Below are 19,395 nucleotides of genomic sequence, written 5' to 3'. Positions count from 1 at the left end.
GGGCATGGACACCTTCCGCCACGGCGATCTCGTCTTCGACGTCCGCGACTCCGGGCCGGCGGACGGCGAGCCCGTCGTCCTGCTGCACGGGTTCCCGCAGGACGCCGGCGCCTTCGACCGGCTGAGCCCGGCCCTGCACTCGGCCGGGCTGCGCACGCTCGCCCCGGACCAGCGCGGGTACTCCCCCGGTGCCCGGCCGAGCGGGCGTTCGGCCTACCGGCTGCGGACGGTCGTCGACGACGTCCTGGCGATGCTGGACGCCGCGGGCCTGCCCAGCGCGCACGTCGTCGGCCACGACTGGGGTGGGATCGCGGCGTGGGCGCTGGCGGCCTGGCACCCCTGGCGGGTGCGCACGCTGACCGCCCTGTCCGTGCCGCACCCCGCGGCGATGAGCCAGGCGCTGGGCCACAGCGACCAGGGGGTGCGGTCGGCCTACGTCGGCTTCTTCCAGCTGCCCGCCGTCCCGGAGGCGGTGCTGCTGGCCGGCCGCGGCGCGGTGCTGCGCCGGACGCTCGGCCAGGGCGGGCTGCCGGCCGAGCTGGTGGACCGCTACGTGGAGCGGATGCGCGAGCCCGGCGCGCTGACCGCCGCGTTGAACTGGTACCGGGCGCTGCCGCTCCCCGGCGGTGCACCGGTGGGCACGGTGCGAGTGCCCACCCTGCACCTCTGGGGTGCCCGGGACCCCTTCCTGGGCCGGACCGCGACCGAGGCGAGCGCCGCGTTCGTCGCCGCCCCGTACGCACTGGAGGTGCTCGAGGACGTCGGCCACTGGATCCCCGAACTCGCCGCCGAGCGGACCGCGGAGCTCGTCACCGCGCACGTGCGCACGGCCGGGGGGCTGCGCCGCTGACCGGCCCCGTCCGCACCGTTCGTCGGTGGGCCCCGGCATGCTCGTCCCGAGCACCAGCCGACAGGCGCACCCCCCACCCGAACCAGGAGCCCGTCATCGACATCCCCCAGCCCAGCCCACCGGCCGACGGCGCTGTCGCCGTCGGCGGCGCGCCGGCCTGGTTCCACGCCCTGGACGACACGAGCCTCGCCCTGCTCGCGATCTGCCGCACCGACGGCACCCTGCTCGCCGCCAACCGGCAGGCGTTCGAGGGCAGTGGCCTGACCCCGGCCGAGGAGGTCGGTCGGCCGTTCTGGGCCACCGGCTGGTGGAGCGGGAGTGCTGCGGTGGCCGACCGGATCCGCGCCTGGTGCGCCGAGGTGGCTGCCGGCGGCGCCCCGGTGCGCGCGCAGACCCCCTGGTTCCAGGCCGACGGCAGCGAACGCACGCTGGACCTGACCCTGCAGCTGGTCCGCGACCAGGCCACCGGGGCCGCCTTCCTCCTGCCCAACGGCACGGACGTCACCGACCGGCTGGCCGCCGCCCGCACCGCCGCCCAGGCCACCGCCGCGCAGGAGGAGGCCGAGGCGCTGCGCCGGCTGGACGCGGCCCGCTCCGCCGACCTCGCCCACCTCCGCACGGTCGAGGCACAGCTGTCCCGGGCGCTCGAGCTGTCGGAGAAGGTGCTGGCCAACACCGCCGACGGCATCTACGGGCTGGACACCGACGGCCGGGTCGAGTTCGTCAACCCCGCGGCCATCCGGATCACCGGGCACAGCCGGGAGGAGCAGCTCGGCGGTGAGCAGCACGCCCTCCTCCACCGCCACCGCCGCGACGGCTCCCCCTACCCGCGCGAGGAGTGCCCCACCTGGCAGGCGCTCCGCACCGGCGTCCCGGTGGTCGCCGACGACGAGGTGTTCTGGCGCAGTGACGGCACGCCGGTGCCGGTCGAGCTGGTCGCCGTCCCCACGATCGAGGACGGCGCCGTCACCGGTGTCGTGGTCTCCTTCCGCGACCTCACCGACCGGCGGGCCGCCGCCGAGCAGGCCGCCGAGCTGCGCCGGCTCGAGGAGCAGGCCGCCCAGGAGCGGGCGCTGTCCGACCGGCTCCAGCAGGCGCTGCTCACCCCGCCACCGGAACCCGATCACCTGCACGTCGCCGTCCGCTACCAGCCGGCCGCGCACGGCGCCCAGGTCGGCGGTGACTGGTACGACGCGTTCCTGCAGCACGACGGGTCCACGGTCCTGGTGATCGGCGACGTCGTCGGGCACGACAGCCGTGCGGCCGCGGCGATGGGCCAGTGGCGCGGGCTGATGCGCGCCCTGGCCTACGACGACGGCGGCGACCTCCCCGCGGTCCTGCGCCGGGTCGAGCGCACCGCGCTCGGCCTGGACGTGAGCACCCTCGCCACCGCGCTGCTGGCCCGGATCGAGCGGCAGCCCGACCTGCCGGGCAGCGCGACACGCCTGCTGCGCTGGGCCAGCGCCGGCCACCCCCCGCCGCTGCTGCTGGCCCCCGACGGCACGAGCACGGTGCTGGACACCCGGCCCGACCTGATGCTCGGCGTCTCGGCCGACGTCGTCCGCGCCGGTCATGAGGCGGCACTGCCGGACGACGCCACCCTGCTGCTGTACACCGACGGCCTCATCGAACGGCGCGGTGCCGACCTGGACGAAGGGCTGGCCGCGCTGCAGACCGCCCTCGCCGACCTCGGACAGGCACCGGTGGACGAGCTCTGCGACACCCTGCTGGCCCGGCTGGTGCCGGCGAACGTCTCCGACGACGTCGCCCTGATCGCGGTGCGGCTCCATTCGGAGGACCGAGCGCGACCGTCCGGGCCGGCCCGCGCGACCGGCGACGGGTGACGACGGGGTCGCGCGGGTAGCGCCCGGACATGGCTGAGCTGAACAGCGGACTCCTCCCGGGCATGACCGTGGCGATCACCGGCGCGAGCGGCAACGTGGGGACGGCGCTGCTGCGCGCCCTCGCCGACACCGGCGTGGCCGAGGTGCGCGGGCTGGCCCGCCGCCGCCCTCCGGAGACCGAGCCCTACGCCGGGGTGCGGTGGTTCCGCGCCGACCTGGGCTCTCCGGACAGCGAACCGGTGCTGGCCGAGTTCCTCGACGGCGTCGACGTCGTCGTGCACCTGGCCTGGGCGCTGATCCCGGACCGGGAGCCCGACGTGCTGCACGCGGTGAACATCGAGGGCACCCGCCGGGTGCTCGCCGCCGCCGGTGCCGCCGGCGTCCGGCACGTGGTGCACATGTCCTCGATCGGCACGTACGCCGCCGGCCCGCAGACCCACCCGGTCGACGAGGACTGGCCCACCACCGGCGTCCCCAGCTCCCAGTACAGCCGGCAGAAGGTGCAGTGCGAGCAGTTCGTGCGGGACTTCGCCGCAGCGCACCCCGACGTCACCGTCTCGGTGACGCGCCCGACGCTGGTGCTGCAGCCCGACGCGGCCAGCGAGATCGGCCGGTACTTCCTCGGCCCGGTCTTCTTCCCGGCCGCGCGGGCCCTGCCCGGCGCGGTGGCCAAGCTGCTCCCCCTGCCGCTGCCCAGCTCCCTCCACCTCGGGTTCGTGCACGCCGACGACGTCGCCGACGCGATCTCCCGGATCATCGACCGCCGGGCACCGGGCGCGTTCAACCTCACGGCCCCACCCAACTTCGACGCCGACGGGCTGGCCGGCGCGTTGGGCGCGCGGCGGGTGCCGGTGCCGGCGGTCGTGCTGCGCACCGGCATGCAGGCGGCCTTCCTCGCCCGCCTGCTGCAGATCGAGCCGGGCTGGCTGGACCTGGGGATGGGGGTGCCGCCGTTGGACACCACCAGGGCACGCATCGAGCTGGACTGGCGCGCCAAGCGGAACGGGGGCGACCTGCTGCGTGAGTTCGTGGCCGCACTGAGCGCGGGCCAGGGTCACACCGGCCCGCTGCTCCACCCCGGCACCGGCCCCGAGCACACCCCCGCCTAGCCGCCACCGGTCACTCCTGCGCCGTTCCCGCCGCTCCCCCGCCGTTGCAGCAGCGGAAGAGCGGCGGGAACTGCGCGAGAGTGCCGACGTTCAGGTCCTCGGCATCCCGGCGGCGCGGAGGAGCGCGTTGCCGATGATCACCTTCTGCACCTCGCTGGTGCCCTCGTAGAGCCGGTACAGCCGGGCGTCCCGGTAGAAGCGCTCGACCGGGGTGGTGCGCAGGTAGCCCAGCCCGCCGTGCACCTGCACGGCGCGGTCGGTGGCCCGGCCGACCATCTCGCTGCAGAACAGCTTCGCCGCCGAGGGGCCGACGGAGGTGTCCTCGCCGGAGTCGTACCGGGCGGCGACGTCGATGACCATGCTCCGGGCGGCCAGCAGCTCGGTGTGCATGTCGGCGAGCATCGCCTGCACCAGCTGGAACCGGCCGATCGGCGCCCCGCCCTGCTTCGCCGTGGCGGCGTAGGCGACCGACTCGTCGAGCACCCGCTGCGCCATCCCCACGCACAGCGCCGCGATGTGCAGCCGGCCGCGGGAGAGCACCGTCAGCGCCTTGGCGTAGCCGCGGCCCTCCTCGCCGATCAGCGCATCGGCGTCGACCCGGGCGTCGTCGAAGAAGACCTCGGCGGTCCACGCGCCGGACTGGCCCATCTTCTTGTCCTTCGGGCCGACGGTGACCCCGGGGGCGGTCGCGTCCACCACGAAGGTGGAGATGCCGCGGCCACCGCGCTCGGCCGGGTCGGTGCGCGCGAAGACGACGAACAGGTCGGCGATCGGCGCATTGGTGATGTAGCGCTTCCCACCGCTGATCACCCACCCGTCGCCGTCCCGGCGCGCCGTGGTGCGCAGCCCGGCCGGGTCGGAGCCGGCCTCGGCCTCGGTGAGCGCGAAGGAGCCGATCAGCTCACCCGCCGCCAGCCGGGGCAGGTACGTCTTCTGCTGCTCCTCGTCGCCGAACTTGGCGATCACCTGTCCGGCGATGCCGTTGTTCGTGCCGAACAGCGACCGGAACGCCGGCGTGGTGTAGCCGAACTCGAAGGCCAGCTGGACGTCCTCGCTCATGGTGACGCCGAGACCGCCGTGCTCCTCGGGCAGCGCGTAGCCGAACAGGCCCATCTCCGCGGCGGCGCTGCGCAGCTCGTCGGGGATCCGGTCGTCGAGGTCGATCTCCTCCTCACGGGGCACCACCACCTCCCGCACCAGCTGGCGAACGGCGTCCCTGACCTGGCGGAAGACATCGGCGTCCATGCCGGACATGCTGAACCCCCGGCCGCGCACAGCGCGACCGGGGGTCCACGGCCCCGTCCAGAGGCTCACCCCGAGCGCGCGAGGGGTGAGGAGGACGGGGTCCTTCGTCAGGCGAGCGCGTCCAGGCGGGCCATCTCGTCGGCGGAGAGGGTGAGCTGGGCCGCGCCGAGGTTCTCGGTCAGGTGGTCGACCGACTTGGTGCCCGGGATCGGCAGGATGACCGGGGACTTCTGCAGCAGCCAGGCCAGCGCGACCTGCGACGGGGTGGCGTCGAGCTCCGCCGCCACGGCCGCGACCGGGCTGTCGGGCTTGGCCAGGTCACCGGTGGCGATCGGGAACCACGGGATGAAGGCGATGCCCTCGGCCTCGGCGTACTCCAGCACGTCCTGGGACTGCCGGTTCGTGAGGTTGTACAGGTTCTGCACGCTGACGATCTCGGTGATCTCCCGGGCGGCCTTCAGCTCGTCGACGGACACCTCGGAGACGCCGATGTGGCGCACCTTGCCCTGCTCCTTGAGGTCGGCGAAGGCGCCGAGCTGGTCCGCCAGCGGCACCTGCGGGTCGATCCGGTGCAGCTGGATGAGGTCGATCCGGTCGACCTTGAGGTTGCGCAGCGAGAGCTCGACCTGCTGGGTGAGGTACTCGGGGCGCCCGCAGATCGGCCACACGCCGGGGCCGGTCCGGGTCAGCCCGGCCTTGGTGCCGATGACCAGCCCGTCCGGGTACGGGAACGCGGCCTCGGCGATGATCTGTTCGCTGACCTGCGGACCGTAGGAGTCGGCGGTGTCGATGAAGTCGACCCCCGCCTCGATCGCGGCCCGCACGACCTCGATCGCGCCCGGGCGGTCGGCCGGCTGGTCCCAGACGCCTGGGCCGGTCAGCTGCATGGCGCCGTAGCCGAGGCGGTGGACGGTCAGGTCCCCGCCGAGGTCGAAGGTGAGCGGGGTGGTGGCGGTGGTCATGGGTCCTCCTGCGCATCGGGTGTCCGGTGCCCGCGGCCGTGCCGGCGGGACTCGTTGTGCACAAGGAGTTCCGGTCGTCGACCCTTCCCGAGTCACCCGACTGTGACCGGTGCCACGCGGCGTCCCCCGCCGTCGACCGGCACCGGCGGCTGGTGGAAGGTGGACCGGTGCAACGAGGTGGCCTGGCGCGCCCCAGAGGGCGGGCCGGGACGGCGGCCGTGCCGCTCCTCCTGCTGGCCGGGGTGGTGCTGGTCGCACTGAACCTGCGCGGACCGCTGGTGGCGATCGCCCCCGTGGTCGACGCCATGCGGGCCGACCTGGGGGTCTCCACCGGCACGATCGGGCTGCTGACCAGCATCCCGGTGCTCTGCTTCGGGCTGGCCGCCCCGCTGGCGTCGCTGCTCATCGCCCGCACCGGGGTGCACCGCGCGGTCGTCGTCTCGATGGCCGGGGTGCTCGCCGGCACGCTGCTGCGCTCACTCGGCAGCCCGACGGCCGCGATCGCGGGCACCGTCGTCATCGGCCTCGCCATCACCGTCGGCAACGTCGTCGTCCCGGTCGTCATCGGCCGCGACTTCCCCGGCGCCACCAACGTGGTCACCGCTGCCTACACGGCGGCGCTCAACATCGGCTCCACGCTCACCTCCGCCCTCACCGCCCCACTCGCCGACCTGGTCGGCTGGCAGCTGGCGCTGGCCGCCTGGGGGCTCCTCGTCGTCGTCGCCGCCACCGTCTGGACCGCCGCACTGCGCCAGCAGGTCGCCCGCACCGCCGCGGCCGAGGCTGCGGGCACCGCTCCACCCCCGCCGGCACCGGTCGCGCCCGGCCGCTCGGTCTGGCGGCAGCCGGCGGCCTGGGGCCTCACGCTGGCCTTCGCCGGCCAGGCGTTCAGCTACTACGGGGCGACCGCCTGGTTGCCCACCCTGCTGGCCGACGTGAACGGGATGACCCGCGCGGCGGCCGGGGCCAGCTCCGCGTTGTTCCAGGTGTTCGCCGTGGTCGGCGCCTTCTCCGTGCCCGCCCTGGTGGCCTGGTGGAAGCGCCCGTCCCTGGTGCTGCTGGCAGTCACCGTCGTCTGGGCGGCGCTGCCGCTGGGGCTGCTGACCGCCCCGTCGCTGTGGGCCCTGTGGTGCTCGCTGGCCGGGATCGCCCAGGGCGGTGGCATCACCGTGGTCTTCATCGCGATCGTGCGCCGGTCCCGGGACCTGACCGAGAACCGCCGCCTCTCGGCGATGGTGCAGGGTGGCGGTTACGTCGTGGCCGCGACCGGACCCCTGGTGATCGGCGCCGTGCACGAGGCGAGCGGTGGTTGGAGTGCGCCGCTGCTGGTCATCCTGGGGTCTGTGATCGTCATGGCCGTGGCCGGCACGGCGTCCGCCGGTGGCCGGACCGAGGCAGCAACCGAGGCGGGACCGGTACCGGTCCCAGCAGGGGAGGAACGTCGTGGGTGAGCTGGTGGTCGTCCGGCACGGGCAGACCGAGTGGAGCGCGAGCGGGCAGCACACCGGCCTGACCGACCTGCCGCTGTTGCCGCACGGCGAGGACGACGGCCGGCGGCTGCGCCCGGTGCTCGGGCAGCGGGAGATCACGCACGCCTTCGTCAGCCCGCTGATCCGGGCCCGGCACACCGCCGAGCTCGCCGGGCTGTTCGAGGACGGCATCGACGCCCAGCTGGAGCCGGACCTCGTCGAGGTCGACTACGGCGGCTGGGAGGGGCTGACGACGCCGGAGATCAGCGAGCGGGTCGGCCACTCGTGGTCGCTGTGGCACGACGGCACGGTCCCCGGCGAGACCCCGGGCGAGACGCTGGCGCAGGTGGCGGAACGGGTCGACCGGGTGCTGGAGAAGGCCCGCCCCCTGCTGGCCGACGGGGACGTGGCACTCGTGGCGCACGGACACGTGCTGCGGGTCCTGGCCGCCCGCTGGATCGGCTTCGGCCCCGAGCAGGGGGCGCTGTTCCCCCTCGCCACCGGCCGGTACGGCACGCTCGGGTTCGACCACGAGTGGCAGGCACTGACCGGCTGGAACACCGGCTGCCCGTGACCGAGGAGCCGCTGCCGACCAACGCGAGCAGCGGCGTGGTGCGAGTCGGCGACACGGTCCGCCGCCCCGCCGGACCCTGGACCGACTCCGTCGACGCCCTGCTGGCGCATCTGCACGCCGTGGGCTTCCACGCCGCGCCCCGCCCGCTCGGGCGCGACGAGCAGGGGCGACAGGTGCTGCAGTTCCTCTCTGGCGAGGCCGGCTCTCCCGATCCCCGATGGAGCACCACGGACCTGGGTGCGGTCGGGCGGTTGCTGCGCGAGTTCCACGATGCCGCGGCTGACTTCACCCCACCCCCGGACGCGGTGTGGCAGACCGCCATCCCCGCCGACCGCGAGGACCTCGTCGTCCACCACGATCCGGCGCCGTGGAACCTGGTACGCCGACCGGCCGGATGGGCGCTGATCGACTGGGACGCCGCCGGACCCGGCTCGCGGCTGTGGGACCTGGCCTACGCGGCGCAGACCGCGGTGCCTCTCCGGGCGGACCGACCGCTCGCACCCACCTTGCCGCGGCTGCGTGCGGTCGTGGACGGCTACGGCCTGGACGACGCCGGGCGCGCAGCACTGGTGCCGATGCTGCACCGCCGGGTGACGGCGATGGTCGAGCTGCTCCGCTCCGGGGCGGCGAACGGCAGGCGACCATGGGCGCGCATCTGGACCGAGGACGGGCCGTACTGGCAGCGGACAGCCGACCACCTGGCCGCCCACACCGACGACTGGGCAGCGGCGCTGGGCTGAACCGGCCTCCGTCAGGCGAAGGCGAGCTCCGGTTCGGCCTCGGGCTCGGGGCGCACCGGGCGGCCGAACAGCCAGCCCTGACCCAGGTCGGCGCCCACGGCGCGCGCCTGGTCGGCGATCCGCTCGGACTCGATGCCCTCGGCCACCACGACCCCGCCCTGCACGTGGGTCAGCTCGGTGAGCGCCCGGGCGATGGCCTGGGCACCGGGTTCCTGCAGCCGGGAGACGAGGGTCTTGCTGAGCTTGACGACGTCGGGGCGCACCACGCTCACCAGCGCCAGGCTGGACCAGCCGACGCCGACATCGTCCAACGCCACCCGCCAGCCCAGCGACCGGTGGTGTTCGAGCACCGAGAGCAGGTGCTCGTGGTCGATCACCGCGTGCGAGGCGACGACCTCGAACACCAGCTGCCGGGGGTCGATGCCGCTGTCGTGCACCGCCCGCTCGGTGCTGGCCAGGCACACCGAGGGCCGGTGCACCGCCGCCGGATCGGAGTTCACGTAGAGGTCCGCGCTGCCCAGCCACCCGGCCGCGCCGCGGATGGCAGCCTCCCGGGCCACCCGGTCCAGCCGGCGCAGCCAGCCGGCCCGCTCGGCGAGGAAGAACAGGTCGCCGCCGCCGACCTCGCGCCCGTCGACCCGGCCGCGCAGCAGCGCCTCGTGGCCGACCATGCCGCCGGTCGTGAGGGACATGATCGGCTGGTAGACCGGCCAGAGCTCGGCGTCGGTGAGCAGCGCCATCTCCACGGTCACCCCCCGGCGAGCGAGTTCGGTGGCGAGAGTCGGCGAGGTGAGCAGCCGGGTGGCCAGGGCGACCCCGTCGCTGGGCGGGTCGGTGGTCACCCGGACGGCCTCGGTCTCGGCAGCGGTGAGCTCCCGGGCCAGCCGCTGGAACAGCCGGTCGATCCGCCGGCCGCCCTCGTCGTCGACGATGTCCAGCAGGCCCGGGGCGGTGCCGATCCGCAGCCCCATCGCGCCGGCGATCCGGGAGATGCTGGGCAGCACGTGGCTGAGCGTGCTGGCCAGCAGCAGCCGGCGGGCACGCTGGGGGGTCTCCCAGGAGGGACGAACGACGTCCACAGGCTCGTTCACCGCTGCAGGATGACCGACCGTGACCCCACGAACACGCAGGCGCGCGGGCCGGATCCTGCTCGTCCCCAGCACGGGGGAAGTCACACGCCATCGAAGATCAACTCGGCTAGGGTCCCGAGTGTGCCTCCCCTGACTCCCGCCGATGCTGCCCGCCCCGGTCGCGGCGGGCGGCCGCGTGATCCCTCCCGCGACGGGGCCATCCGGCAAGCGATCCTGCAGGTGCTGGCCGAGTCCGGCTACGCGGCCCTGACGATGGACGCCGTCGCCTCGGCCGCCGGCGTCGGCAAGGCCACGATCTACCGCCGCTGGCGGACCAAGTCCGAGCTGGTCGCCGACGCCGTCGCCGACCTGAGCCAGACGTCGATCGAGCCGCCCGACACCGGTTCGCTCGAGGGCGACCTCCGGCTCCTGCTGCACTGGCTGGTCGATGCGGTCAACGGTCCCCTGGGGGCGGCCACGCTGTCGCTGCTGTCGGCGCTGCCGCACGAGCCGGAGCTGCGCGAGGCCTTCCACAGCGGCCCGATGGAGGTCTGGAGCTCGGCGTTCCGCCAGGTGTGGGAGCGGGCCGAGGCCCGCGGCGAGGTGTCTCCGGCGGCACTGGGCACCGCGGTCGCCTCGACGGCGAGCTCGCCGATCCTGCAGCGCTGGCTCTTCGGCGGGCAGCCCGTCTCCCCCGCGTTCGCCGACGAGGTGCTGACCGACGTCGTCCTGCCGTTGGTCACCGCCCGCCGCGCCGCCTGAGCCGGCCTCCTGACCCGCGCCGGCGCCGGCGGCCTCAGGCCGCCGGCGCGCTGGACCGGAAGGCCCGCAACCGCAGGCTGTTGGTGACCACCAGCACCGAGGACGCCGCCATCGCCAACCCGGCCAGCAGCGGGTTGAGGAACCCCAGGGCGGCCAGCGGCACCAGCGCGACGTTGTAGGCGAACGCCCAGAACAGGTTGCCCTTGATCACCGCGAGGGTCCGCCGGGACAGCCGGACGGCGTCGACCGCGGCATCCAGGTCGGCCCGCACCAGGGTCAGGTCGCTGGCCTCGATCGCGACGTCGGTGCCCGAGCCCATCGCCAGCCCGAGGTCTGCCTGGGCCAGCGCGGGCGCGTCGTTCACGCCGTCCCCGACCATGGCGACCACCCGACCCTGTGCCTGCAGCTCCCGGACGACGTCGACCTTGCCCGCGGGCAGCACCCCGGCGACGACCTCACCGCGGTCGGGGTCCAGCCCGACCGAGCGGGCCACCGCCGCGGCGGCACCGGCGTTGTCACCGGTCAGCAGCACCGGCGCGAGCCCCAGCTCCCGCAGCCGCGCGATCGCGGCCGCGCTGGTGGGCTTGACGGTGTCGGCGACGACGCAGACCCCGGCGACCGCGCCGTCCACGGCGACCAGCACGGCCGTCTGCCCGGCCTGCTCGGCCCGCTCGACCACTGCGGCCAGCTCGGCCGGCACCGGGCCGGGCATCGCCGACGCCCGCCCGACGACGACGTCCCGGCCGTCCACCCGCCCCTGCACGCCGATCCCCTGCTGACTGGTGAAGCCCTCGACGTCGGGGAGCTCACCGGCGGCGGCGACGATGGCCCGGGCGATGGGGTGCTCGGAGCCGGCCTCCACCGCGGCCGCGAGCCGCAGCGTCTCCGGGTGCCCGGCCACCTCCACCAGGCTCATCTGCCCGGTGGTGACGGTGCCGGTCTTGTCCAGCAGCACGGTGTCCACGCGGCGGGTGCTCTCCAGCACCTCCGGGCCCTTGATCAGCACGCCGAGCTGAGCGCCACGGCCGGTACCGACCAGCAGGGCGGTGGGCGTGGCCAGGCCCAGGGCGCACGGGCAGGCGATGACGAGCACGGCGACCGCGGCGGTGAAGGCCGCCGTGACGTCACCGGTGACGACCAGCCAGGTGACCAGGGTGGCGACCGCGATGACCAGGACGACGGGGACGAAGACCGCCGAGACCCGGTCGGCCAGCCGCTGCACCGGCGCCTTGCCGCTCTGCGCCTGGGTGACCAGCCGGCCGAGCTGGGCCAGCGTCGTGTCGGTGCCCACCCGGGTCGCCTCGACGACCAGCCGGCCGCCGACGTTGACCGTCGCACCGGTGACCCGGTCGCCCTCGGCGACCTCGACCGGCACGCTCTCCCCGGTCAGCATCGACAGGTCGACCGCGGAGCTGCCGCTGACGACGACGCCGTCGGTGGCGACCTTCTCCCCTGGCCGGACGACGAACCGGTCGCCGACGACGAGCTGGCCGATCGGCACCCGCACCTCACGCCCGTCCCGCAGCACGGCGGCGTCCTTGGCCCCCAGCTCGAGCAGCGCAGTCAGTGCGGCACCGGAGCGGCGCTTGGCCCGCGCCTCGGCCCAGCGGCCGGCCAGCAGGAAGACGGTGACCGCCGCCGCCACCTCCAGGTAGATCTCGTGCGTGCCGGCGCCCCGTTCGGGGAGGAGCGTGAACTCCATCCGCATGCCGGGCATCCCCGCGTCACCGAGGAACAGCGCCCACAGCGACCAGAGGTAGGCGGCGCTGATCCCGATCGAGACCAGGGTGTCCATGGTGCTGGCCCCGTGCCGGGCGTTGACCACCGCAGCGCGGTGGAACGGCCAGGCACCCCAGACCGCGACCGGGCTGGCCAGGGTGAGCGCCAGCCACTGCCAGTTGTCGAACTGCAGCGCCGGGACCATGGAGAGCACCAGCACCGGCAGCGTGAGCGCGGCACTGACCAGCAGCCGCTGCCGCAGCGCCGCCTCCGGCGTCCGGGCCACCTCGTCCGGGGCCCCGGCGTCGTCCTCGGTGACCGGCGGAGCCGGGAGTGCGGCGGAGTAGCCGGCGGCGACGACCGTGGCCACCAGCTGGTCGGGGTCGATCAGGGCCGGGTCGAACCGGACGGTCGCGGCCTCGGTGGCGTAGTTGACGCTGGCCTGCACGCCGTCGAGCTTGTTGAGCTTGCGCTCGATCCGGTTCGCGCAGCTCGCGCAGGTCATGCCGGTGATGTCGAGGCGGACCTCGTCCTCGGCAACCGGGTTCGAGCCGGCCGGGCCCCCGGCTGCAGACGGCTCCGCCTGGGGCCCGGCGCTCATGCCGGCTGGGCGGTGTAGTCGCCGGCCTCGGACACGGCGGCCTGCACCTGGTCGGTGGTGACGTCGCCGACGACGCGCAGCCGGCCGGTGGCCAGGTCGACGTCGACCTCCTGCACGCCGGAGAGCTCGGTGACCTCCTCGGTGACGGAGGCGACGCAGTGCTGGCAGGTCATGCCGGTGACGGTGAAGTCCAGGGTCTGCACGGTGGTTCTCTCCTCGGGAGCGGGGGTCAGGGAGCGGGATCAGGAACGGACGAGCCGGGCGATGGCGGCCGAGGCCTCGGCGATCTTCGCGTCGGCGGCGGCACCGTCGTCGTCGGCGCTGCTGGCCACCGCGTCGCGGACGCAGTGGCCGAGGTGGTCGTCGAGCAGGCCGAGCGCGACCGCCTGCAGGGCCTTGGTGGCCGCGGAGACCTGGGTGAGGACGTCGATGCAGTACGTGTCGTCCTCCACCATCCGCGCGATGCCGCGGACCTGGCCCTCGACCCGCTTGAGGCGCGCGAGCACCTGGTCCTTGTCGCCGGCGTAGCCCGTCATGCCGGCGAGCATACCCCTGGGGGGTAGGGGTTCACCACCCGCGCGTGCCGGGTTCGCCCTTGAACGGGCCGACCACCTCGTCGGTGATCCAGCCGCCGTAGAAGTCACCGGCCTGGGCCCGTACCGGCTCCCCGTCGACGGTCGCGACGTCGAGCCGGCTGGGGTAGAAGGCGAGCGCACCGCGCAGCTGCTCGTAGCCGGCCGTGGGCTGCTCGTAGGACCAGGCGATCGACGGGTGGCGCACCCCGTCGACGACGGCGTCCCAGTAGGTGGCCATGCCCTTGAACTCGCACCACGACGAGCCGGCGCACCGCTCCAGGACGCCGGCCGCCACGTCGTCCCGGGGCACGTAGAAGACCGGCGGGTGACTGGTCTCGCAGACCCGCACGGCCCGGTCGCTGCGGGCGATCACCTGCCCGCCGAGGGTGAGCTCGAGGCGTCGTCCGGTCACCTCGGCCGACGGCGGGCGCGGGTAGCTCCAGACCGACTCCTGGCCGGGTCCGACGGGGTCACGCGGCGGTGGGTACACGCCGCCGAGTGTCCGCCGGCTCTCCCGCGCTCGCCGGGTGACGAGCTGTGCACGTCTCGCCCGGGTGTCAGGCGTGCCCAGCTCGACACTGGGCGCCGACGTCCCGGGTCAGCGCACCCGGCGGTAGGTGACCACGGGCTCGACCCGGCGGCGGTCGGTGCCCCGGACGCGGCGGACGACCTTCCGGGTCACGACGAAGGTGATGGTCAGGCCGACCACGCTGACGATCGCGATCCCGGGCGGGCTCTGCAGGAACTCCTGCACCTTTGCCTTGCCCTGGTCGGCCAGGCGCTGCGGGTTCGTGCGGAACGCCAGTTCGTCCAGGGTCGCCCCCAGGGACTCGCGGGCGGCGTCGATCTCCTGCTGGATCTGCTCGGGGGTCCTCGGCACGGCGACAGCCTGCCAGATCGGTCCGACCGCGGCCGAGCGGGAGGCTCCTACACTCCCCCCAACGCGGGAGTGGTGTAACGGCAGCCACGCCAGACTTAGGATCTGGTGCCTTCGGGCGTGCGGGTTCGAGTCCCGCCTCCCGCACGGGCGGACACCGACGTGCGGCCTCCGGGAGCCAGCGGGTAGGCCTCTCCCCATGCGCGACGAGGGCACGACCCACCGACCCACCGCCGACCCCTCGGTCGAGACCGAGGGCCTGGCCACGAAGCTCGACCGGCCGATGGGCGTGCTCGGCCTGGTGTTCGTGCTGATCGTCCTGGGGCAGGCCCTGGCCCGGGAACCCTGGCTGGTGACGACGCTGAGCGTCCTCGGCTGGATCTGCTGGGCGGTGTTCGTCAGCGAGTTCGTCTTCCGGGCGGTCCGGGCGCCCAGCCAGCGCCGCTTCTGGCTGCGCAACTGGTGGCAGCTGATCTTCCTGGCGCTGCCGTTCCTCCGCTTCGCCCGCGCCCTCACCCTGCTGCGGACCGCCCGCGTCGGCGGCGTGCTGTCCGCCGCCATCCGCGGGTCCCGGTCGGCCGGCCGGCTGCTCACCAACCGGATCGGCTGGCTCGCCGCGGTGACCGGCGTCGTCGTCCTCGCCAGCAGTCAGCTGCTCTACGTGGTGGGGGCCTACGACGCCTACGGCCCCGCGCTGCACGACGCGGCCATGGCCACCATCACCGGCGCGTTGCTGGACACCGACCACGGACTCGCCCGCTTCCTGGAGGTCGCCCTGGCCGTCTACTCCGTCGCCGTCTTCGCGACCCTGGCCGGGGCGCTGGGCGCCTACTTCCTGGAGGGACGCCGCGCGGAGGGAGCCGACCCGGCCGCGCCCGGGCTCAGCTGAACTCGACCCGCAGTTCCAGCTGCACCGACGGCGCACCCGGGACGTCGTCGTCCACCACGGCCAGCACGTGCGCCCGGGCGTCCTCGACCTCGCGGAGCGCCAGCCCCTCGACCTTGTGCACCCGGCCGTCGACCTCGGGCACCGCCGCGATGTCGAGCACCGTCTCGCCGTCGACCAGCGCGAGGGCCGCTGCGACGACCGGCCCGTCGTCGACCGCGTTGGGGGTGTCCTCGGCGGCCGCGGAGAGCAGGGTCCGCCCGTCGGGCAGCGCGATCGCGTCGGTGACCGCCAGCCCCACACCGGCCACCCGGCCGAGGTCGTAGGACCGGGGCGCCGACACCGGCACCGCATCGACACCGGCCCGGCCCAGCACGGCGGCGACCAGGTCGGCCAGCGGCACGTCGACGCTGGCCGGCCCCGCCCCGGCGGCGAGGTTGCCCCGGTGGAACCAGCGGACGGTGTCCCCGTGCCGGCTGGCTCCCTCCAGGTTCAGCTGCTCCGCCGGCACCTCCAGCAGCCGCCCGACCGTGGCGTACAGCGGGCCGAGCTCGCCGGCCTGCACGACGGGTTCGCCGTCCGCCAACCGCACGAGCACCCCGCGCATGCGCCGGGGCGTCGACCCCGACCCCAGCAGCAGGACGGCCGGCTCCCCGTCCACCTCGGCCGGGCAGGCCACCTCCAGGTCGGGCTTGAGGTGCTTGGTGCCCGCCGGCTCGCTGAAGTGGTCGAGCCCCTCCACCGGCGGCAGCACGCGCACCGGTGTCACCCCGCCCGGCCGCACCCAGGCAGCGATCGTCGCGTCGTCCGGGGCGACCAGCCAGCCCTCGCCCAGCGGTGCGATCGCGGACGCGGCCGTCACCGGCGTCCCGTCGTCGAAGCTCAGCGTCCGGACGTCGTCCACGGTGATCCGCATCCCTCTGCCCTGCCCGCCCGAACGGCTCGGCACGCCTGCGATCAGCCGAGGGAGTCCATCGCCTCGGCGCGGAACTGGGCCAGGAACTGGTCCCGGGTGATGCCCCGACGCTCGGCCTCCCGCTCGCACAGCATGGCGATCACCAGCGACGACTGCCGGACGACGTCCGCGCGGGTGTCCTCGTCCAGGCCGCCCAGCACCCTCGTCCAGGCCCGCCAGTCGCCGTCCCCGGCCGCCTCGGCCATCTCCAGCACCAGCCCGAACCGGCGCAGCGCCTCCAGGTCCGCCATCGGGCCCTCCCCCACTCCTCCGGTCGCCCGGCGCGGCCGCTGGGACCCGACCGTAACGACGTCCCGCCACCGTGCCCCACGTAGCCGGCCGGATGTCCGCCGAAGCGGGCCACGGGGCGCCGGGTCGCCGGCTCACCCGGCCGGGTGACCCCTCCCCCGGTCGAGCACAGCTGGACGGCGCGGGTGCCGACCACCCCGGGGTGACGGTCTCCGCGCCCCGTGGCGCCACGCCCGGCCCGGCATCGCGCCGTGCCGGTGGCCGGCACGCCGCGCCCGAGCGGCTCGGCACCGTCCTGGTCGAGCAGGGCGTGCTCACCGAGGCCCAGCTCGCCGAGGCCCTGGCGCAGCACGAACGGGTCGGCGCACCACTGGGCTCGGTCGTCCTGGCCAGGGGCTGGGTGACCCGGCGCGAGCTCTACGTCGGACTGGCCGCGGTCTGGGGCGCCGACCTGGCGTTCGTCGACCCGGTGGACGTCGACGAGGAACTGGCCCGCCGCTTCCCCGCCGCGATGCTGGCCCGGGAGACCTGGGTGCCGCTGCGGGTCGAGGAGGACGGCGACGGCCTCCCCCAGGTCGTCGTCGCCACCGCCGGCCGCCCGTCGGCGCACATCGCCGAGGTGGTCGTGCAGCGCACCGGCATCCCGCGGGTGCGCCAGGTCGTCACCACCGACTGGGACGTGCAGCGGGCACTGCGCACCGTGTGGCGGGACGAACTGGTGCACGACGCGGTCAGTGCGCTGGCCGAACGCCGGCCCGACGAGTCGGCGTCCACGGTGTTCGTCTGGCCGCAGGTCGCCGGCGCCATCGCCCTGCTCGTCGCCACCGTGACCGGCCTGGTGCTCGACCCGTCGCTGACCATGCTGGTGCTGGTCGCCACGGTGAACGTCGCCGTCGCCCTCGCCGTCGGCGCCAAGGCCCTGATCAGCACGGTCGGCACCGCCTGGGAGACCGTCGAGCAGGTCACCGCCGCCGAGGTCGCCGCGCTGGCGGACGCCGAGCTGCCCGTCTACACGATCCTCGTCCCGGTCTACAAGGAGGCCGGGATCGTCGGGCTGCTGATGCGCAACCTGGCCGACCTGGACTGGCCCCGGGAGAAGCTGGAGATCCTGCTCCTGCTGGAGGAGGACGACCCGGAGACGCTCGCCGCCGCACTGGCCGCCGCCCCGCCGGACATCGTCCGCATCGTCGTCGTCCCGCACTCGCTGCCCAAGACCAAGCCGCGCGCCTGCAACGTCGGGCTGGCCTTCGCCCGCGGCGAGTACGTGGTCATCTACGACGCCGAGGACCGCCCCGACGCCGACCAGCTGAAGAAGTCGCTCATCGCCTTCCGCAAGGGCGGGGACGACCTGGTCTGCGTGCAGGCGGCGCTGAACTACTTCAACGCCCGGGAGAACCTGCTCACCCGCATGTTCACCCTGGAGTACTCCTCCTGGTTCGACTACACCCTGGCCGGGCTGGACAAGCTGCGGCTGCCCATCCCGCTGGGCGGCACGAGCAACCACTTCCGCACCGACATGCTGCGCGACCTCGGTGGCTGGGACCCCTACAACGTCACCGAGGACGCCGACCTCGGCATCCGCGCCTCCGCCCGCGGCCACCGCGTCGCCGTCGTCAACTCGACGACGTACGAGGAGGCCAACATGGCCGTCGGCAACTGGATCCGGCAGCGCAGCCGCTGGATCAAGGGCTACATGCAGACCGTCCTGGTGCACACCCGACACCCGTGGCGGCTGCTGCGCAGCGTCGGCCCACGGCAGACGGCAGGCTTCGCGCTGCTCATCGGTGGCACCCCGCTGATGTTCCTGGCCGCTCCGTGGCTCTACGCGATGCTCGCGGTCGAGCTGCTGTGGCCCGGAGCCCTCACCCCCGCGCTGCCCGGGTGGCTGGTGCAGGTCAGCCTGGCCAACCTGCTGCTCGGCAACGGCGTGATCATCTACCTGTCGCTGCTGGCCGGCTTCAAGCGGCGCACGTACGGCCTGGTGCCGTTCGCGCTGCTCTCCCCGCTCTACTGGCTGCTGCACTCGGTCGCCTCGTACAAGGCGCTGTGGCAGCTCGTGGTCAACCCGTTCTACTGGGAGAAGACGGACCACGGGCTGTCCAGCCACGTCCAGGTCGAGGACGTGCCGAGCATGGACGACGGCCCGGCCACGGTGCGCCCGGCGCCCGCCCAGGCCACGGCGACGACGCCGGTCGCACGGGACGTCGTCCGGCTGATGGCCCCGCACGCCGTCCCCGCGCCATCCCCCGCACCGGGCACCTCTCCGGAGGACCGGGCATGACCGCCGCCGACCCGCTGGCCGTCCTGCGCCCGGATGCCCCACCCGCCGAGGCGGAGAGCCACGCCGAGTCGCGGATGCGGCTGGCCACCGCGGCCGGGCCGCCCCGGGTGCCCATGCGCCGGGTCCTGCTGACCTGCGCGCTCGTGCTCGCGGTCGAGACCGTCGTCCTGCTCGCCACCGAACGGTCCCTGCACGACGTGCTGCTGCCCGGCTACCTGATCCTGATGGTCGCGTTCGGGCTGGTCTTCTGCCTGGGTGCGGTCACCGTCGCCGGCTTCGCCGCCGGAGCGGCGGCCGCCGGCCTGGTCGTGCTGGAACCGGACGCCCTGCTGCCACTGCTCGGCGGCGCAGCCCTGCTGGCCCTGGGGTGCGGGGTCGCACCCGGCTGGGCCCGGGTCGAGGCCTGGCAGGCGGCACACTCCCGCCCGCTCACCGCGGAGGAGGAGGCCGCGGTCGCCCAGCGGGCGCTGAGCGTCGACCGCAGCCGCGCCTGGAGCCGAGGCGTGCGGCTGCGCAACTACTGGCGCTCCGACCGGGTGCTCGCGGCGTTCCTGGTGCTGGCGTTCCACCCGCTGCTGGCGGCGTTCTCGCTGTGGTTCATCGACTGGATGCAGCGCCGCTGACCGG

20 protein-coding genes and 1 tRNA gene are annotated in these 19,395 nt (G+C 74.6%); 11 read left to right on the top strand and 10 right to left on the bottom strand.

Annotated elements, in window-relative coordinates; genetic code table 11:
• Nucleotides 1–4 precede the first annotated feature (4 nt).
• From O2V63_RS04295 to O2V63_RS04285, 3 genes are all read left to right on the top strand, one after another.
• On the top strand, nucleotides 5–850 hold the full coding sequence (locus tag O2V63_RS04295; protein ID WP_269166325.1) for an alpha/beta fold hydrolase: 846 nt from the start codon (nucleotides 5–7) through the stop codon (nucleotides 848–850).
• A 95-nt stretch (nucleotides 851–945) separates the two neighbouring features.
• The gene (locus O2V63_RS04290; protein WP_331253825.1) at nucleotides 946–2,694 is read left to right on the top strand and encodes a SpoIIE family protein phosphatase; all 1,749 of its coding nucleotides are present in this window, start codon (nucleotides 946–948) and stop codon (nucleotides 2,692–2,694) included.
• Nucleotides 2,695–2,723: 29 nt separating this feature from the next.
• The gene (locus tag O2V63_RS04285; protein ID WP_269166324.1) at nucleotides 2,724–3,803 is read left to right on the top strand and encodes an NAD-dependent epimerase/dehydratase family protein; all 1,080 of its coding nucleotides are present in this window, start codon (nucleotides 2,724–2,726) and stop codon (nucleotides 3,801–3,803) included.
• A gap of 90 nt (nucleotides 3,804–3,893) precedes the next feature.
• On the opposite strand, the gene O2V63_RS04280 is transcribed toward O2V63_RS04285, so the two are convergent.
• Both O2V63_RS04280 and O2V63_RS04275 read right to left on the bottom strand, forming a co-directional pair.
• Nucleotides 3,894–5,048 carry an acyl-CoA dehydrogenase family protein gene (locus tag O2V63_RS04280; protein ID WP_269166323.1) on the bottom strand — a complete coding sequence of 385 codons (1,155 nt, stop codon included), beginning with the start codon at nucleotides 5,046–5,048 and terminating at the stop codon, nucleotides 3,894–3,896.
• Nucleotides 5,049–5,155: 107 nt separating this feature from the next.
• On the bottom strand, nucleotides 5,156–6,010 hold the full coding sequence (locus tag O2V63_RS04275; RefSeq protein WP_269166322.1) for an aldo/keto reductase: 855 nt from the start codon (nucleotides 6,008–6,010) through the stop codon (nucleotides 5,156–5,158).
• A gap of 218 nt (nucleotides 6,011–6,228) precedes the next feature.
• Here O2V63_RS04275 and O2V63_RS04270 point away from each other — a divergent pair, with 218 nt between their 5' ends.
• The 3 genes from O2V63_RS04270 to O2V63_RS04260 are packed head-to-tail and all read left to right on the top strand — an operon-like array spanning nucleotide 6,229 to nucleotide 8,793.
• Nucleotides 6,229–7,461: an MFS transporter gene (locus O2V63_RS04270; protein ID WP_269166321.1), complete on the top strand. Its 1,233-nt coding sequence runs from the start codon at nucleotides 6,229–6,231 to the stop codon at nucleotides 7,459–7,461.
• Entirely contained in the window at nucleotides 7,454–8,053 is a 600-nt protein-coding gene (locus tag O2V63_RS04265; protein ID WP_269166320.1) for a histidine phosphatase family protein, read from the top strand. Before O2V63_RS04270 ends, O2V63_RS04265 begins: the two co-directional genes overlap by 8 nt.
• Nucleotides 8,050–8,793, top strand: a complete 744-nt coding sequence (locus tag O2V63_RS04260; RefSeq protein ID WP_269166319.1) for a phosphotransferase — start codon at nucleotides 8,050–8,052, stop codon at nucleotides 8,791–8,793. The genes O2V63_RS04265 and O2V63_RS04260 overlap by 4 nt, the downstream gene beginning before the upstream one ends.
• An 11-nt stretch (nucleotides 8,794–8,804) precedes the next feature.
• On the opposite strand, the gene O2V63_RS04255 is transcribed toward O2V63_RS04260, so the two are convergent.
• A complete protein-coding gene (locus O2V63_RS04255) occupies nucleotides 8,805–9,884 on the bottom strand; it encodes an EAL domain-containing protein (RefSeq protein ID WP_269166318.1) in 1,080 nt (359 codons plus the stop codon).
• A gap of 120 nt (nucleotides 9,885–10,004) precedes the next feature.
• Between O2V63_RS04255 and O2V63_RS04250 the strand changes: the two genes are divergently transcribed.
• Nucleotides 10,005–10,625 carry a TetR/AcrR family transcriptional regulator gene (locus tag O2V63_RS04250; protein WP_269166317.1) on the top strand — a complete coding sequence of 207 codons (621 nt, stop codon included), beginning with the start codon at nucleotides 10,005–10,007 and terminating at the stop codon, nucleotides 10,623–10,625.
• 34 nt (nucleotides 10,626–10,659) lie between these two features.
• Here the strand turns inward: O2V63_RS04250 and O2V63_RS04245 are convergent, their stop codons facing one another.
• The 5 genes from O2V63_RS04245 to O2V63_RS04225 all read right to left on the bottom strand — a co-directional run bounded on the left by O2V63_RS04245 (nucleotide 10,660) and on the right by O2V63_RS04225 (nucleotide 14,400).
• Nucleotides 10,660–12,945: a heavy metal translocating P-type ATPase gene (locus O2V63_RS04245; RefSeq protein WP_269166316.1), complete on the bottom strand. Its 2,286-nt coding sequence runs from the start codon at nucleotides 12,943–12,945 to the stop codon at nucleotides 10,660–10,662.
• Nucleotides 12,942–13,148, bottom strand: coding sequence for a heavy-metal-associated domain-containing protein (locus tag O2V63_RS04240; RefSeq protein ID WP_269161801.1), 207 nt, complete (start codon nucleotides 13,146–13,148; stop codon nucleotides 12,942–12,944). The genes O2V63_RS04245 and O2V63_RS04240 overlap by 4 nt, the downstream gene beginning before the upstream one ends.
• Before the next feature lie 39 nt (nucleotides 13,149–13,187).
• Entirely contained in the window at nucleotides 13,188–13,481 is a 294-nt protein-coding gene (locus O2V63_RS04235; RefSeq protein WP_036333592.1) for a metal-sensitive transcriptional regulator, read from the bottom strand.
• A gap of 31 nt (nucleotides 13,482–13,512) precedes the next feature.
• On the bottom strand, nucleotides 13,513–14,010 hold the full coding sequence (locus tag O2V63_RS04230; RefSeq protein ID WP_269166315.1) for a DUF427 domain-containing protein: 498 nt from the start codon (nucleotides 14,008–14,010) through the stop codon (nucleotides 13,513–13,515).
• A gap of 108 nt (nucleotides 14,011–14,118) precedes the next feature.
• Nucleotides 14,119–14,400: a DUF3618 domain-containing protein gene (locus tag O2V63_RS04225; RefSeq protein WP_269161799.1), complete on the bottom strand. Its 282-nt coding sequence runs from the start codon at nucleotides 14,398–14,400 to the stop codon at nucleotides 14,119–14,121.
• Between the two features lie 63 nt (nucleotides 14,401–14,463).
• Between O2V63_RS04225 and O2V63_RS04220 the strand changes: the two genes are divergently transcribed.
• A tRNA-Leu gene (locus O2V63_RS04220) sits at nucleotides 14,464–14,544 on the top strand.
• Nucleotides 14,545–14,596: 52 nt separating this feature from the next.
• Nucleotides 14,597–15,286, top strand: coding sequence for a hypothetical protein (locus O2V63_RS04215; protein WP_269166314.1), 690 nt, complete (start codon nucleotides 14,597–14,599; stop codon nucleotides 15,284–15,286).
• Here the strand turns inward: O2V63_RS04215 and O2V63_RS04210 are convergent.
• Together O2V63_RS04210 and O2V63_RS04205 are read right to left on the bottom strand one after the other, a co-directional pair.
• Nucleotides 15,279–16,199 (bottom strand): DUF6910 family protein, encoded by a 921-nt coding sequence (locus tag O2V63_RS04210; RefSeq protein WP_269166313.1) that lies wholly within the window; start codon nucleotides 16,197–16,199, stop codon nucleotides 15,279–15,281. The two genes, O2V63_RS04215 and O2V63_RS04210, sit on opposite strands and share 8 nt — an antisense overlap.
• A 41-nt stretch (nucleotides 16,200–16,240) precedes the next feature.
• Nucleotides 16,241–16,489, bottom strand: coding sequence for a hypothetical protein (locus tag O2V63_RS04205; RefSeq protein ID WP_269166312.1), 249 nt, complete (start codon nucleotides 16,487–16,489; stop codon nucleotides 16,241–16,243).
• 92 nt (nucleotides 16,490–16,581) lie between these two features.
• Between O2V63_RS04205 and O2V63_RS04200 the strand changes: the two genes are divergently transcribed.
• Together O2V63_RS04200 and O2V63_RS04195 are read left to right on the top strand one after the other, a co-directional pair.
• On the top strand, nucleotides 16,582–18,768 hold the full coding sequence (locus O2V63_RS04200; RefSeq protein ID WP_269166311.1) for a glycosyltransferase: 2,187 nt from the start codon (nucleotides 16,582–16,584) through the stop codon (nucleotides 18,766–18,768).
• Nucleotides 18,765–19,391 carry a hypothetical protein gene (locus O2V63_RS04195; RefSeq protein WP_269166310.1) on the top strand — a complete coding sequence of 209 codons (627 nt, stop codon included), beginning with the start codon at nucleotides 18,765–18,767 and terminating at the stop codon, nucleotides 19,389–19,391. The genes O2V63_RS04200 and O2V63_RS04195 overlap by 4 nt, the downstream gene beginning before the upstream one ends.
• Nucleotides 19,392–19,395 lie beyond the last annotated feature (4 nt).

Source organism: Modestobacter sp. VKM Ac-2977, assembly GCF_026968045.1.
Lineage (GTDB): Bacteria > Actinomycetota > Actinomycetes > Mycobacteriales > Geodermatophilaceae > Modestobacter.
The sequence above is the reverse complement of the archived record's forward strand: the minus strand, read 5'-3'. Positions and strand labels throughout refer to the sequence as shown.